The 15,303-nt window shown below is 40.9% G+C and carries 13 protein-coding genes, 2 pseudogenes and 1 CRISPR repeat array; of the genes and pseudogenes, 5 read left to right on the plus strand and 10 right to left on the minus strand.

The genetic code is table 11. From position 1 onward, the window contains the following. The first annotated feature begins 74 nt into the window (after positions 1-74). Positions 75-353 carry a hypothetical protein gene (locus V7L12_RS01715; protein ID WP_335081553.1) on the plus strand — a complete coding sequence of 93 codons (279 nt, stop codon included), beginning with the start codon at positions 75-77 and terminating at the stop codon, positions 351-353. Here the strand turns inward: V7L12_RS01715 and V7L12_RS33070 are convergent. From V7L12_RS33070 to V7L12_RS01735, 3 genes and pseudogenes are all read right to left on the minus strand, one after another. Further along, positions 325-1,200 (minus strand): annotated as a pseudogene (locus V7L12_RS33070) (IS982 family transposase). The gene V7L12_RS01715 and the pseudogene V7L12_RS33070 sit on opposite strands and share 29 nt — an antisense overlap. Before the next feature lie 150 nt (positions 1,201-1,350). After that, positions 1,351-2,025: a CRISPR direct-repeat array (repeat unit 36 nt; unit sequence GTTTCAATCCCTAATAGGGATTTTAGTTGATTACGA). A gap of 253 nt (positions 2,026-2,278) precedes the next feature. Next, positions 2,279-3,046, minus strand: a complete 768-nt coding sequence (locus tag V7L12_RS01730; protein ID WP_335081558.1) for a circadian clock KaiB family protein — start codon at positions 3,044-3,046, stop codon at positions 2,279-2,281. A 170-nt stretch (positions 3,047-3,216) separates the two neighbouring features. Then, positions 3,217-4,500 (minus strand): type IV pilus twitching motility protein PilT, encoded by a 1,284-nt coding sequence (locus tag V7L12_RS01735; protein ID WP_335081559.1) that lies wholly within the window; start codon positions 4,498-4,500, stop codon positions 3,217-3,219. A 731-nt stretch (positions 4,501-5,231) separates the two neighbouring features. Here V7L12_RS01735 and V7L12_RS01740 point away from each other — a divergent pair. Both V7L12_RS01740 and wecB read left to right on the plus strand, forming a co-directional pair. Next, a complete protein-coding gene (locus V7L12_RS01740) occupies positions 5,232-5,603 on the plus strand; it encodes a hypothetical protein (RefSeq protein ID WP_335081561.1) in 372 nt (123 codons plus the stop codon). A gap of 261 nt (positions 5,604-5,864) precedes the next feature. Continuing rightward, positions 5,865-6,995, plus strand: coding sequence for a non-hydrolyzing UDP-N-acetylglucosamine 2-epimerase (gene wecB / locus V7L12_RS01745; RefSeq protein ID WP_335081563.1), 1,131 nt, complete (start codon positions 5,865-5,867; stop codon positions 6,993-6,995). Positions 6,996-7,220: 225 nt separating this feature from the next. On the opposite strand, the gene V7L12_RS01750 is transcribed toward wecB, so the two are convergent. The 7 genes and pseudogenes from V7L12_RS01750 to V7L12_RS01780 all read right to left on the minus strand — a co-directional run bounded on the left by V7L12_RS01750 (position 7,221) and on the right by V7L12_RS01780 (position 11,263). After that, complete coding sequence (locus V7L12_RS01750; protein ID WP_335081565.1) at positions 7,221-7,811, minus strand: peptidoglycan-binding protein; 591 nt, start codon at positions 7,809-7,811, stop codon at positions 7,221-7,223. 243 nt (positions 7,812-8,054) lie between these two features. Continuing rightward, a complete protein-coding gene (locus V7L12_RS01755; RefSeq protein WP_335081567.1) occupies positions 8,055-8,486 on the minus strand; it encodes a response regulator in 432 nt (143 codons plus the stop codon). A 209-nt stretch (positions 8,487-8,695) separates the two neighbouring features. Continuing rightward, complete coding sequence (locus V7L12_RS01760; RefSeq protein ID WP_335081569.1) at positions 8,696-9,406, minus strand: Crp/Fnr family transcriptional regulator; 711 nt, start codon at positions 9,404-9,406, stop codon at positions 8,696-8,698. A 176-nt stretch (positions 9,407-9,582) separates the two neighbouring features. Continuing rightward, positions 9,583-10,328 (minus strand): annotated as a pseudogene (locus V7L12_RS01765) (Crp/Fnr family transcriptional regulator). A gap of 189 nt (positions 10,329-10,517) precedes the next feature. Continuing rightward, positions 10,518-10,715 (minus strand): hypothetical protein, encoded by a 198-nt coding sequence (locus tag V7L12_RS01770; protein WP_335081571.1) that lies wholly within the window; start codon positions 10,713-10,715, stop codon positions 10,518-10,520. 15 nt (positions 10,716-10,730) lie between these two features. Next, positions 10,731-11,081 carry a Crp/Fnr family transcriptional regulator gene (locus V7L12_RS01775; RefSeq protein ID WP_335081573.1) on the minus strand — a complete coding sequence of 117 codons (351 nt, stop codon included), beginning with the start codon at positions 11,079-11,081 and terminating at the stop codon, positions 10,731-10,733. Further along, a complete protein-coding gene (locus tag V7L12_RS01780) occupies positions 11,081-11,263 on the minus strand; it encodes a hypothetical protein (protein WP_335081575.1) in 183 nt (60 codons plus the stop codon). Before V7L12_RS01780 ends, V7L12_RS01775 begins: the two co-directional genes overlap by 1 nt. Positions 11,264-12,505: 1,242 nt before the next feature. On the opposite strand from V7L12_RS01780, the gene V7L12_RS01785 reads away from it, so the two are divergent. Together V7L12_RS01785 and V7L12_RS01790 are read left to right on the plus strand one after the other, a co-directional pair. Further along, the gene (locus V7L12_RS01785; protein ID WP_335081578.1) at positions 12,506-13,543 is read left to right on the plus strand and encodes an NADP(H)-dependent aldo-keto reductase; all 1,038 of its coding nucleotides are present in this window, start codon (positions 12,506-12,508) and stop codon (positions 13,541-13,543) included. 123 nt (positions 13,544-13,666) lie between these two features. Next, entirely contained in the window at positions 13,667-14,794 is a 1,128-nt protein-coding gene (locus V7L12_RS01790) for an aryl-sulfate sulfotransferase (protein WP_335081580.1), read from the plus strand. The last annotated feature ends 509 nt before the right edge of the window (positions 14,795-15,303 follow it).

Consider the following 15,303-nt stretch of genomic DNA (forward strand, 5'->3'; position numbering starts at 1 on the left):
ATGTACTTTTTTACCATGCATGCTACTCTCTGATTTTTCAGTAGCTTATCAAAAACAGGGGCTACCAAGCAAAGTTGCCTTGGCAGACTACTAGTGTTACCCGCGAACTGTGGGTAGTTCCCTTACTACACAGTCTCGGATATAACCCTGTTTACACTGCTAAAGCCGAAGTCGTGGAGGGACAAACTTATGCGATTTCTCATCGTGCGGAATTAGGCGAAAACAAACCACCTATCCACATTATTGGTTGTCGAATCAAGATAGATCATCGTCCTCCCAGTGGCACACCCAGGTTATCAGCACACGCACTGGTGCAGGAGTATCTTAACAAGACGGAACATCTGTGGGCATAAATGCTTGTTGGAGAGTAAATGCCAAAATAAATGCTTGGAGTTTCAGTAAAAAGCCTTGCATTGTACAAGCATGAATCGATTTAGGAAAATCACTTGTGATATCACTAAACACGGTTTCGATGTAATGCCGAGTATGTTGATTTAATATATTGATTCCAAGGTAGGTCTTGACGCTTGGAGTTCTTTTTCCGCATGACTTTTAAATAAATATGAAAGAGTTTGTTCCAAGTCATCTTCAACAGTGTAATCTGTATAGGCTGAATCACCATAAACTTCACTGCCAGGTGGTAGATTCACTCGGTTTCGCATTTAAGGCGCGGACATCACGCTTCTCTACCAGGCATAAATACAAATTCAACGGGAATACCATTTTTGGTCGTTAATAACTGCACCCTAACGCCATAGAAATAACGTTTTTTCGATGCTATATAACCCGGAGGCGGAGCGTCTCCGGCTCCGCTCTATACTGCGCCGACTGGATGATTTTTACATTAAAGATCCGAATGTTATCGCAGATGGGTACGGGAAATGAGTCTAAAAGATATTCAGTGGAATCACTAATATCTTTCAGGATCGTTCCCACTTGATGAAACAAATCGTTGATTAACATTGAGACACTGTGTAATCTCCGGTTAAATCGTGAATTTTCTAACATATTCAAGATCAAGCGATGGTCTTTCATATAGCTACAAGCTTTACTATGATTACCATTAAAGAACATCGCCGCGCAGATAGCAGTTGTAATAATTTCTGCATCGTTCATGGCTCGACGAGAATCTTCTTTGTGCCCAATCCCCTTTAACAGGTCGTCCGTGATAGCATATATTGCAATTATTTCGTTTAGCATATAGCCCTCCTAATTTTCTTCTTGGAGGGCATTTTATTGCTTAACTGTCCCAACGCGATCGCCCATTAGAGTAACTAGCAACTTGGGTTAATAGGGATTTTAGTTGATTGCGATTACACATAAGTCAACTTTGGAAGGTTGGTTTATTTGGTTTCAATCCCTAATAGGGATTTTAGTTGATTGCGATCTCAAACTGAAGCCGCCGCCGCCCTTAGTCTGGGGTTTCAATCCCTAATAGGGATTTTAGTTGATTGCGATTCCTGCGGAGTGCCAAACAATGCGGTTAGTGAGTCGTTTCAATCCCTAATAGGGATTTTAGTTGATTGCGATTGGCAAGCTGAAAGGGTTTGTAAAGAAACAGAGGGTTTCAATCCCTAATAGGGATTTTAGTTGATTGCGATGCTAGCCATTCTCGAATTTGTTTATGTCCCTCTTATTTCAATCCCTAATAGGGATTTTAGTTGATTACGATGAGAAAACAAACGGATTTGCAGAATTAAATACAAGTTTCAATCCCTAATAGGGATTTTAGTTGATTACGATTGATAGTAATTTGGAGATATATTTAGAACGTCGTGTTTCAATCCCTAATAGGGATTTTAGTTGATTACGAATGTTTTTGTTGATGAAAATATCGTCAATGGGTGAGTTTCAATCCCTAATAGGGATTTTAGTTGATTACGATAGCTGACATTATCCACAAAGACCACTCCATAAAAGTTTCAATCCCTAATAGGGATTTTAGTTGATTACGAGTATACATCGAGCAATTCATGATAGGGTTCCGCAGTTTCAATCCCTAATAGGGATTTTAGTTGATTACGATGCAGGCGTCTGAAAGCCCTGTGTTATTTGGTTTTCAAGGTTCAATAGCGCGGATGCAAAAATCATAACATAGGCACTGGCAATTGTGCTAACTGTAAATAGCTGAAAGTCAGTTTATATAAGGTGCGCGGATGGTTTCAAGTGCGAAAATTATCAAATCCTTGCAGATACGGCAATCTAACCATTTTTGTAGTTACCCCTTCACCAACACCTACCCATTCGCGCACTTAGCAAAAAAAACTAGTCTGATTACTTAAAATTTTTCCTTAGCAGCTAACATCTGTAAAATCTTTTCTACATGATCCAACTCTCCGACGATTCGCCGAATTGGGTGAGGCCAAACCTTGACAAGGGTAGGGGTTGCAGAAACCTGATTTAGTTCTGCTTGTTCTGGATGACTTAAAACATCAATCACCTTCAAAGTATAAGGGTGTCCGAGCGATCGCTCTAACAATTCGTGTAAATTTTGCAGAATGCGTTCAGTAGAACTGCTATGTCCTGCCACAAACAAGCGGAGAACATAGCCTTGGGTAATGGCTTCTTTTTTTTGTACTATTACTGGTTGGTGATATTTTGGCACAGGTTCAGAAAGGTCTAGACGGACAATTAAATCGTGATCCTCCCAAAGCTGCACAAATGACGAACGATAGGTTGTTAACACCATGCGATCGCACAATCCCTCTTGCCAAGGAGCTGCTTGCCATACTAATTCCCCTGTGCCAAAAATAGCATTAAGCAAAGCTTGATGTCTAATTACAGCCGGATAAGCTTCAGCAAAAGTTCGCACTTGTTGAGTGCGCGGATCTAACCAATTGTCAATAGTTGCAGTATAACAAGGCACTAAAAAGTGTGGTGGCTCTGGTAAATCTAGAATTTCTTGCAAAGCCGAGCACAAATGCAAATGCCATCGACCTTGCTTGCTAGGGTCGATGCAGTAAATTAAATCTCCTCCAGGTGTAAATAGCGCAATGCCTTTAAACAGCTGGGGTGTAGATAGTTTGTTTGTCGTCAAGTTATTCACAGAGGTTAGGAAACTAAAAGTAAAAAATTCTCTCTTTTACCTTTTACCTTAGCTATAACCTCAACCAGGATCGCAAAGATATTTGGGATTAGGTACTGGAAGATCAGGGAGCAGAGGAGGCAGAGGAGCAGGGAAGAAATAACTAATGCCCAATGCCCAATGCCCAATCGTTAAACTCGACCTCGGAGAAACTGTGCCATTTCGTTAGGAGTTGGTGACATTTCCAAAGCAGTTTCTTCAGTAATTCGTCCGTCTTGATAGAGATTGAGCAACGACTGATTCATCGTTATCATGCCGTCAAAGCCAGCTTGTTTCATCAGCTCGCCAATTTCATCATACTTACCGTCTTTGATCCATTCCTTAATCGCCTCAGTATTGATCAGCACATCGTGGAAAGCAGCCCGCTTACCGTCAGTTGTGCGACACAAACCTTGAGCAATTACTGCCACTAAAGACTCAGAAATCGCCACCCGCATTGCATCCTGTTCATCACCAGAATAGAGGTTGAGAATCCGTTCAATGGTTTTGACCGCACTATTGGTGTGCAAAGTTCCCATGACTAAGTGACCAGTCTGAGCGGCTTTTAGGGCAGTGTTAACTGTTTCCTTGTCCCGCATTTCCCCCACCAGAATCAAATCTGGGTCTTCCCGCAAAGCTGCTTTCAAAGCGTTGTCAAATTTCCGGGTATGCATTCCTACTTCCCGCTGTTTGACTAAAGACTTGCGGCTTTGATGGACAAATTCTATCGGGTCTTCAATGGTGATGATATGTTTGGCCATCTCCTTATTAATGTAGTCAATCATCGCTGCCATTGTGGTGGACTTACCAGAACCAGTGGGCCCCGTCACCAAAATTAAACCTTTATGGTGATGACAAATATCCCGAAAAATTGGAGGTAATCTCAACTGTTCCATAGTTAAGATTTTTAGCGGAATCAACCGCAACACCATTGCAGGCCCTTTGAGGGAGCCAAAAACATTAATCCGCACGCGAGCAAATTCGTATTGAGTTGCTCCGTCAAATTCTAAGGATTCTTCAAAGCGCTGAATTTCTCCCTCACTCATCACCTCCCGCAACCAACTCATAAAAGTTTCTTTATCTGTTTCTGGATAATCTCCTGATTGAATTTCTCCTCGGCTGCGAAAGCGGGGTGGTTCACCCACACCCAAGTGCAAGTCAGAATATCCCTGATCGTAAGCTTCTCTGATTAACTTTTCTAAAGTGATTTCTGGACTGCTGTTTTGAGGGCGAACTGAATTAGGTATTGGCGGTGGACTACCCGGACGATGACCTGCAACAGGCGGATTAGTGCCCCTATCCATTGACATATCGAGTGTTTGTGTCATCTGCCGCTGCGTACTAAAGGTTGGGGTTGGTGGTGGTGGCGGCGGCATGGGTGGTAGATTACGTCCGGCAGCAGAGTTAGAATTTAATGGAGACTGTGATTCTGTCATATATCTTCACATTTGGCAGTTAAAAAGATGAATTAACGAGAAGTAAAGTCACTTGCTTTGATGACTTTTGGAGAATGCTTGTCTGCAAGCCTTAGCGGTGATAGAAGGCGATTGAAACTCTAGAACCACGGTCAATCTATTTCATCTCCCTGAATTGGTATCTTTTATTTCCTAAGATTTCACTCCTCAGAATATTTAGATAGATTATTTAACCTATCTAAACTGGTTTAACACACGTAAGGACTCAAAAGACCTCAGGAAATACACATATGTTTAAATGTGTATTTTAATGCTTTAATGTTTGAAGTAAATATTCTCATGGCTTAGATGAGAAATTTATCCCAGACATGGGCACAAATTGCCAGCAATTAACAGCACAAATACTAGCAGATCATTTATTCAGCTTGTCTAGGAATTATGAGAAAGACTACTAATTTTTATAAGAAATGTTAAGTTGAATAGGAGCGATATCATGGGGATCAAGGTTAAAAGCTCATATATTTTAGGTTCTATACCTAAAGGTAGATGCAGTAAACAAGTTTTTTTAATAGATAGAAAATTGATTTTATATCTATAATTATGAAAAATTAACTGTAAACTTTAGTAAACAAATGCTCATTTTTCCAATTAGTTTTTATATACTAAATCTCAACTGAAACAATTCAGTTTACTCGCAAAAAGTGAGATATGACTGAAATTAAAATTTGTTGTGTATTTTAGGAGGAAAAGTCATGGTTTCTGCTCAAAGCTCTAATCAAGGAAAGACCTACTCCTTGTTGATGATTAAAAGCTTTTTAATATGGACTTTTACATTAGCAGTATGTTTGTTGGTTGTGGGTTTTCCACTAGTTGTCTTGATGGCTACGGTCGGATGTCTGTTGTCGATTATCTTGCAATCTGTGATGCCTGTTAGTGCGGTTTTGCTTGTAGCAGGCGCTCTAATAATGTTTAATGTCATGGCAGTTGTATTGGCTGCGGGTGTGCTAACTGTTAAGGGAGTTCATCCTAGTGACGTTAAATGGTTAAGCTGGCTGCATGGAGAGGCAGACCAAATGCAGACTACTGTTTACGCTGCTTGCCCTCTAACTTGTAAGATTAAATAGTTATTACAGGTTAATTAGACAAACAGTGCGTCTGCCCGGTTAAGCCGGGTTTTTTCATGATTTTCATAATTTGAACTTTTAAATAGTTATTACAGGTTAATTAGACAAACAATGCATTTGCCCGGTTAAGCCGGGTTTTTTTATATCTTGTGTGATTTATCCATTAATATTTATGGTTTATGTGAGGATTGACCGTCGACTATTGACCATAGACCATTGACTATAGACCATTGACTATAGATGGTAAATTACAGATGACTAATGATTAATCAAAAACGTGTTTACATTATCTTAGGTACTCGCCCAGAAGCGATTAAACTTGCTCCAGTGATTCAGGTTTTCCAGAAGTCTTCAGAATTTCAGTTGCAAGTAATTCTAACTGGACAGCATCGGGAGATGGTTGAGCAAGTTATGCAACTGTTTAATATCAAGTCTGATTATAACTTGGAAATTATGCAGGTTCAGCAATCTCTAAATGATATTACTTGCCGTAGTTTACAAGGGTTAGAAGCATTATTTAAGGTGGAAAAGCCAGATTTAGTAATCGTGCAGGGAGATACTACCACTGCTTTTGCCGCAGCTTTGGCAGCTTTTTATCAAAAAATTCCTATTGGTCATGTAGAAGCAGGGTTAAGAACTGATGATATCTTCAATCCTTACCCAGAAGAAGCTAATCGCCGATTGATTTCTCAAATTACTCAGTTGCACTTTGCGCCGACTCCTTGGGCTGTGGAAAACTTGCATCGTTCTGGTGTTTTGGGTGAAATTCACATGACGGGCAACACGGTAATTGATGCATTGTTAAATGTCGCTGCAACCCAAGTAGTTTGTAATGTCCCAGGCTTAAACTGGGAATCATATCGGGTTTTGTTAGCAACAGTTCATCGTCGGGAGAATTGGGGAGAACCTCTGTTAGCGATCGCTCAGGCGTTTTTACAAATTTTAGACAAGTTTCCTGATACAGCTTTGCTGCTACCATTACACCGCAATCCGACAGTGCGAGTCCCCTTGCAGGAACTTTTAGGGAATCATCCCCGAATTTTCTTGACAGATCCTCTAGATTATGGCGAATTGGTAGGAGCAATTGGGCGATCGCATCTTTTGCTCACTGACTCTGGTGGCTTACAAGAAGAAGCCCCCAGCTTGGGAAAACCAGTACTAGTTTTGAGAGACACCACCGAAAGACCAGAGGCTGTTGTCGCTGGTACAGCCAAACTTGTTGGCACTACGACTGAGAATATTTTTGCAGCCGCTGCTGAGTTACTCAGTTATTCAGATGCTTATGAAGCGATGGCAAATGCAATCAATCCTTTTGGGGATGGTCATGCAGCAGAGCGCATTTTGCAGATTGTACAAAATTACTTGGGTATTTCATCAGAAACATCTACTTAGGAACTTTTTTCAACAAAATGCAAAATTTCTGTTTTCTAAGGTGCATAAAACCGGGGTAAAAGTCGGTTTTTCACTTTATCAGTTCTTGTGGAGTGAGGTCGTATTGCCCGCCTGATGACGGGCCAGACGTTCTGAAATTTTGATTTCCTGAACTTTTGACTTCTCTCCATTCCACCAGAAAATAGGTAGAACTTGGAAAGGAGATGTTCAAAGGGTTGCTTCTGGCTAAATACCCAGAGCAGATCGAGTTTCGGGGCCTACAACACCATCTACAAGTAGACCTTTACTCGCCTGAAAGCTGCGGACTCGGCTAACAGTTTCTTGACCATAAATTCCATCAATTCTGAGATTACCCAAAGCTGTTTGAACGTCTCTGACGAGCAGACCTTTAGAACCAGGGGTAAGAATTATCGAACCGCCAACACCACCGGGTCTAGTTACAGGACGATTGTTAGGTCTATCACCAATCCATCGGGCAAAAACGTATCTACCTGTAAAAAGTCTGGCAAAACCGTTTTCATATCGTTCAATTGCTGGAAGTGTTGCGCCATTTGGTACGCAGTCCACATAGGAGTAGTTGGTGCTTGGACCTGAACGGACACGTAAACAACTGCCGTTAGTCTTTACATAAGCAGCCGAACTCATTTGAATTTGGGTTACAGCAGCAAATAATACACCGACACCAGCTAAAGCTAACCAAGCTGAAGATTTAAGCAGTTTTTTCCAATTGAATCGAGGTTGAGGGAGATTATACTTAGTGTTTCCAGATGCTTCTTCTTGAGCAATAAACATGTGAGAATAAGCAAGATATTCCATAATGCGCTCCTTTATATGAAAAAATGAGTACTTGCAGAGAATCACTTGGTTGTTCTCTGTATTTATTCTTAGTATATTTTATATCACTACCTTTGAATAAATTTTTACTACTAGCGAAATTAATAAAAAATAAAATTAGTCAAAAGATTCCTGAGAAAAAGCATCGCCTGATGATTTAGGATAAAAATCACCAGGCGTTGGCATACACCGTCGTAGAAATTGTATTTTTACAATAAATAAAATTTAGTTAAAGCTTTCTTGCTTACTGGTTTTTGCCTTGTTGCATTCCAATATCTCAAGCCTATTGTCGATTCCAATTAAATTAGCAACCATAAAAGCTAATTCGTCTAAGTCTATAGGCTTACACCGATATATATCATAACCTACTAATAATGCAATATCACGGTCTTCTTCATAAGCAGATGCCGTCAAAGCAATAGCTGGAAGCTCTCTCCCTCGCTTTGCTTCCAGATTTCTGGCCTTCAAGAGCAGTGAGTAACCGTCTTCATCTGGTAAATAAATGTCACTAATTAGGATGTCTGGTTTAAAAAATGACATTATTTCTATAGCCTTCCCTGCTGAAGCAGCAGTGATAATCTCTGCTCCACCTAATTTAAACAGGTAGGTAAGTAATGTTCTTGTATCAAAATCGTCATCAACAACCAGCAATCGCACACCTTTAAAAGAAAGACATCGATTGATTATACATATTCTTACCACTCTGTAGCTCAAGTACTTGAAGTAGTAATCACATCAAAAGTCACATATTTGTAAGCGCTATTTGATGTCTACTTAACTAAATCTTAAAGGAACTAACTAGCAAGCGTCTGTCCGGTTTCAGACATATAATAACTTAAAATTATTTATTGGCGATCGCACCTTGGCTAATTCCCTAGCAACCGAGCAAATTCGTTTTGGATGACTCGATAACACTCGCAGGAAGTTGCTAACAAATCCTCTCGGTTGAGAATGCTAATATGACCACGGTGGTAGCGAATCATTCCGGTTCGGCTCAGGATATTAGCCGCTACTGTCACACCGGAGCGCCGTACACCTAGCATCTGGGCGATAAATTCTTGTGTGAGCGGAAAATCCTCTGATTCTAGACGGTCAGAGATTGTCAGTAGCCAACGAGCCAGTCGCTCCTCTAGGGTATGAAAACGGTTGCAGGCACATCCTTGCGCCAATTCAGTGTATGCAGCTTGTACATAACGCAGCAGCAGCTTTTGAATAGCTCCGCCCTGATTGAACTCGGTTTTAAGTACACCTGCATCCATCTGCATAGCAGCACTTGAAACCTGCACAAATGCTTTTGTGATTGTTGTATTGCCTCCTAAAATTACTGGGATACCTAGCATCCCTTCATTGCTCACTATCCCAACTTCCACCATCGAGTCATCTTCCATACTACTGACACTAGAAACTACTGCGTGTTGGGGAAAATAGACGTGTGCAATCGGTTCATTTGGTTCGTAAATGACTTGCCGAGTCGAAAGCGAAACCGACTTCAGGTGTGGAACAAGACGCTCATAATCACTAGTTGACAAAGCCGCGAGTAACTTATTTACTTGTGGCTTAAGAGTGTTTTTGCTCACTGAACATTAAAAGAGGAATTTGCTCAAAATACTTTAAATCAAGTGAGTTTTGCGAGTCTGTTCGGTTTCGCACACATATAGCAAAGTGCTGAGTGCTGAGTGCTGAGTAAAAACCCAGTTTTGTCAAGGCTTTGAGCGAGCAACACTGTCTTAACATTAGTGACTACGGCTATAACTCAAAAAAATTTTTCGGCTGGCTTACTGGGCTTCATGCCTAGTAAGCGAGCAAATTCGTTTTGTATGACTCGATAACACTCGCAGGAAGTTGCTTCCAAATCCTCTCGGTTCAGGATGCTAATATGACCGATAGCTGATCATTCCGGCTCGGCTGAGGGTGCTAGCCGCAACTGTAACGCCAGAACGACGTACACCTAGCTAGCATCTGGGAGAGAAATTCTTGCGTGAGCCGAAAATCTTCTGATTCTAAACGGTCAGAGACTGTCAGTAACCAGCGAGCCAGCCGTTCTTCTAAGGTATGCAGACGGTTGCAGGCAGTTCCTTGCGCCAGTTCAGAGTATAGAGCTTGTACGTAGGACAGCAGCAGGGTTTGAAGCGCTCCGCCCCGATTGAACTCGCCTTTAAGTACATCTGCATTCATTCGCATAGCAGCACCCGAAACTTGCACAAACGCTGTTGTGGTTGTGGTCTTGTCTCCTAAAATTACCGGGATACCCACCATGCCTTGATTGCTCACTATACCAGCTTCCACAGTCGAACCATCTTCCATAGTGGTGACTATAGAAACCGCTCCCTGATCAGGAAAATAGACCTGTGCGATCGGTTCGCCTGCTTGGTAAAGAATTTGCGAAACTTCGAGCGAAACTAGCTTTAGATGGGGGACAAGACGCTGATAATCACTGGCTGGCAGAGCTGCGAACAGCTTATTTGATGGTTGCTCAAAGAGATTTTTATCTAATGACATTACAAACCACTCTCCTTAAAGTAGGTGACTCTAGAAAAGCCAACTCAGAGCACAAGGAAAGGATTTAAAGATCAGATCCTAATGTCAAAAGGTGTATTCGCTAAAGAAATACGAAGACAATCTAAAAAAGTTTAAATGAACACACTTGTTTGGGTCTGTGCGGTATCGTACACAGAAGCTTAAAAAAAGTTATTTTCGTCGTTTATTGGGCAATAAGCCCAATAAACGAATAGATTCCTCTTCTAGTATCTGATAACATTCACAGGAAGTTTTTTCTAAAACCTCTCGATTCAGGATCTTAATCTGACCACGGTGGTAGGCGATCATTCCAGCTTGGCTCAGGGTGCTAGCTGTTTCGGTGACACCAGCGCTATTTACACCCAGCATCTGTGAGATAAATTCTTAGGTGAGCGGAAATTCCTTTGATTCCAGACGGTCAGAGATTGTCAGCAGCCAACGAGCCAGCCGCTCCTCTAGCTGATGAAGACGGTTGCACCCAGATTCTTGTACTATTTGAGTGTATACACCTTGGACATATCGCAGTAGCAAGCTTTGAAGCACTGTACCCCGATTGAACTCGCTTCTGAATATATCTGCATCGATTTGTATGGCAGTATCTGGAATCTGCACAAATGCTGTTGTGATTGTGGTGTTGTTTCCTAAAATTACGGGCATACCCACCATGCCTTCATTACTCACTAAACCAACTTCTGCTGTGGAGCCATCTTCCATAGTGGTGACTATAGAAACCACTAAACCACTGCTTTATTAGGAAAATAGACCTCTGTGATCGGTTCACCTGTTTGGTAAAGGACTTGCCGATTTGACAGCGGAACCAGCTTCATGTGGGGAATAAGACGCTGATAATCACTGGCTGGCAAAGCTGCAAGCAACTTATTTGCTGGTTGCTCAAGGGCATTTTTGTCCAATGACATTGGAATTCTCCTGAATATAGGCGTCTCTAGAAAGAGCAACTCCAGGCATAAGGAGAAAAATCAAGAATCTAATCCTAATGTCAAAAGGTGTAATCCCTAAAAAAAGTTGCAATAAGAGTTTTTTATACTTCTATTTATAGATATAACATAACTAAATTATTTAATCCAAAATAAAGGGCATTGCTGATTAAGAATACAAATTTGTTTCACGCAGAGGCGCACACACACAGAGAATAAGAGTTGAAAATACCTGATTTTTGCATTTCATATCTAAATTCAGCAACCCCAGATAAATTATTAATATGCCGCTTTGTAACTGCAATTGAATGTATCAAAAATGTCATAATCATCTCAGCAAACATTTTAAGTTCACAATATAATTCTATTTAATTGTTACTTAAATCAGATTGCTATAGATATGAGTATCGTTGTCAGCGATCGCAGGTTTTCAGTGCGTTAGGCTAACGTGGTAACATACCTTACGCCTTAGAGGATGTTTGAAAAGTGTTTGACTGTGATTTTAATCACCCCTTGTAAAGAGGGGAAACTAGAAAATTCAGTTCCCTCCCCTTTATAAGGGGAGGGTTAGGGTGGGGTAAAAAAATATTTGATACATCAACTATGACTTTTCAAACAACCTCTTAAATCATATTGTCATAGACATGAGTATCGTTGTCAGCGATCGCAGCAAAAATTCCTGGTTATGCAAGTCATTAAAACCCTAAATCTTTGTCATTGCTATCAGTTGTTGTAAACTCTCGCAGGTAAGTTTGGTATATTTTGATACCGTGAGTACAAGCTACTTAGAGCTAAGTATATTAATATGAACATTTATTAAGCCTTAGTTCTAGAAGAATATTAAGATTTTTTGATATACTACGGTAACTTTAACAAGTTACTGTAGTATAAATTTAGGCTAAAACAGTCTATTTCACAAATACCCAATAAAAGCAAGTATTTTCTACTACAATTTTATAATTTTTATTACTCCAAACTAGCTTACTTATCTGCTTCATACTATGCAATAATAAACAACTGTACCCATAAAATACGATTTGTCTATCGATTTTTAGTAGTACTTACAAATTAATATTTGTATTTGCTGAAAAATTTATATTGGCTAAGTGCCGAACCCAGTGTTGTTTGAAGCTAATTTACTTAAAAATAATAGCGCCCTTGACAAAATGCAAAATTTCCAACAAAAATATCACTGTTGAATTGAGTGAATAACAACGCAGAAATATGAAGTATAACCAACTTGGCAAGAGTGACTTAAAAGTTTCCGAAATTTGTCTGGGAACTATGACTTATGGACAGCAAAATACCATTGAAGAAGCCCACGAGCAGCTAGATTATTCTATTGCCCAAGGAGTCAACTTTATTGATGCGGCTGAGATGTACCCTGTCCCACCAAGTGGCGAAACTTATGGATTAACTGAAACTTACATTGGGGAATGGTTAAAGCGTCAACAAAGAGATCAACTTATTATAGCTACTAAAATTGCTGGCCCTGGTCGAGGCTTTAAATGGGTTCGTGGTGGTGCCAAAGCAATTGACCGTGATAATATCAAACAAGCTGTAGACGATAGTCTAAAAAGATTACAGACAGACTATATTGATTTATATCAAATCCACTGGCCCGACCGCTACGTGCCACGATTTGGGCAAACGGTATTCGATCCGAATCAGGTGGAAAAAACGATTCCCATTCCTGAACAGCTAGCAGTATTTGCCGATGTAATTAAGGCAGGGAAAATTCGCTATATCGGTTTGAGTAATGAAACACCTTGGGGAGTCGCCCAGTTTAGTAACGCTGCTAAACAGTTAGGATTGCCCAAAGTTGTTTCGATTCAAAATGCTTACAACTTGCTAAATCGAGTTTTTGACGGAGCCTTAGCAGAAGCAGTTTATCAAGAAGAAATTGGGTTATTAGCTTATAGTCCTTTGGCGTTTGGTTTCTTGACTGGCAAATACCTAAACGGCAAACCAGAGAAAGCCAGAGTCAGTTTGTTTGAAAATTTTGGTCAGCGTTATTTAAAACCAAAAGTAGGTCAAGCAGTAGCAGCTTATGTGGAAATTGCCAAGCGTTATCAACTGAGTCCAGCGCATCTGGCTTTAGCATTTGTGCGGAGTCGTTGGTTTGTGCCTAGCACAATTATTGGTGCTACGACACTCGAACAACTCAAAGAGAATCTGGAAAGTATAAATGTAGTTCTCAACAAAGACATTTTGGAAGAATTGGATACAGTTCATGCTCAGTCGCCAAACCCAGCACCATAAGAGTTCTGAGTAGTGAGTGCTGAGTGCTGAGTAGTGAGTGTGAATTGTTCAGAAACGAGTAGAGATAAGCGATGCACTCTGTTCTAGTTCTTAGATTCAAAACTAGATATTTAGCAGGTAAATATGACTTTTACAGCAATATCAATTGACCAAAATACTATTCGTCGTCGGGGTACTGGTTTAAAGGCTTACAATCCCGAAAAAGTATTTAAAGGATACACACTTTTCACACCTCTGACAGGTCAAGGTGAAGTCTACCTTCTGAACTTGGAAGGAGAAGTAGTACACCAGTGGAATCTGCCTTATCCACCAGGGTTATACGGTTATCTCTTGCCCAATGGCAACCTTTTTTATAACGGAAAGACTCCACCAGAAGAACCACTACGTTTTGCTTTATGGGCTGCATTCAAAAGTGGCGTTGTTTTAGAAGCAGATCCCAAGGGAAATATTATCTGGGAATATAAGCATCCAGATCATCATCACGATGGACGCAGACTAGCCAATGGCAACACAATTATACTGGCCATTGAAAAGATACCTCAGTCTTTGGTTCCTCGAATCAAAGGTGGCGTACCAGGTACAGAACCAGATGGTGATATCTATGCTGATGTGCTTTATGAGGTAACTCCAGCAGGTGAAATTGTTTGGACTTGGCACGCCCACGAACACCTCGATTCAGATATATTTACGATTACACCCCAGGATCATCGACATGAATGGACTCATGGAAATACTGTAGGTGAACTCGCTGATGGCAACATTATAGTGAGCTTTCGTAATATCTCCACAGTTGTGATTGTCGATCGCAAAACTGGAGAAATCATCTGGACGCTAGGCGATGACGTGCTAGCACAGCAGCACTTCCCAAACGAACTAGCTAACGGTAACATCTTGATTTTCGATAATGGCGCACATCGCCGTAACATTGCTCTCAATTTCTCGCGTGTGATTGAGGTAAACCGCCAAACGAAAGAGATAGTTTGGGAATACACCGACAACCCGCCCCAAAATTTCTTCAGTGCTTATATATCAGGAGCGCAACGTTTAGCCAATGGCAATACCTTGATTACAGAAGGTGCTTATGGTCGAATATTCGAGGTGACAGTTACAGGGGAAATTGTTTGGGAATACATCAATCCCCACTTTGCATCTCGGAATATTCCAGGTGAGAAGTCGCCGGTAACTCGTGGAGAGCAAAATACAGTCTTCCGCGCCTTCCGTTATGCAGCTGAAGAAATACCCTGGCTGTAGGAGAAGGTAGGGGGGTAGAGGAGCAAGCAGGGGGAGCAGAGGGGCAGGGGAGTGGAGTTCAAAGACTCATTCACGAGTATTAAAGACTCGTCAGCGAGTATCAAAGACTCATTCACGAGTATCAAACACTCATTCACGAGTATTAAAGACTCGTCAGCGAGTATCAAAGACTCATTCACAAGTATTAAAGACTCGTCAGCGAGTATCAAAGACTCATTCACGAGTATCAAAGACTCGTCAGCGAGTATCAAAGACTCATTCACGAGTATTAAAGACTCGTCAGCGAGTATCAAAGACTCATTCACGAGTATCAAAGACTCGTCAGCGAGTATCAAAGACTCATTCACGAGTATCAAAGACTCGTCAGCGAGTTATCAAAGACTCATCCTTTATTCCCCATGCCCAATGCCCAATGCCCAATGCCCAATGCCCATTTAAGATTTGGGATTTTGAATTCAAATTCAATTCCCAATGCCGATTAACAAGTCCTATTTACTAAGGAATTTAAA

Origin of the sequence: Nostoc sp., assembly GCF_036918245.1 — a bacterium.
Classification (GTDB): Bacteria; Cyanobacteriota; Cyanobacteriia; order Cyanobacteriales; family Nostocaceae; genus Nostoc.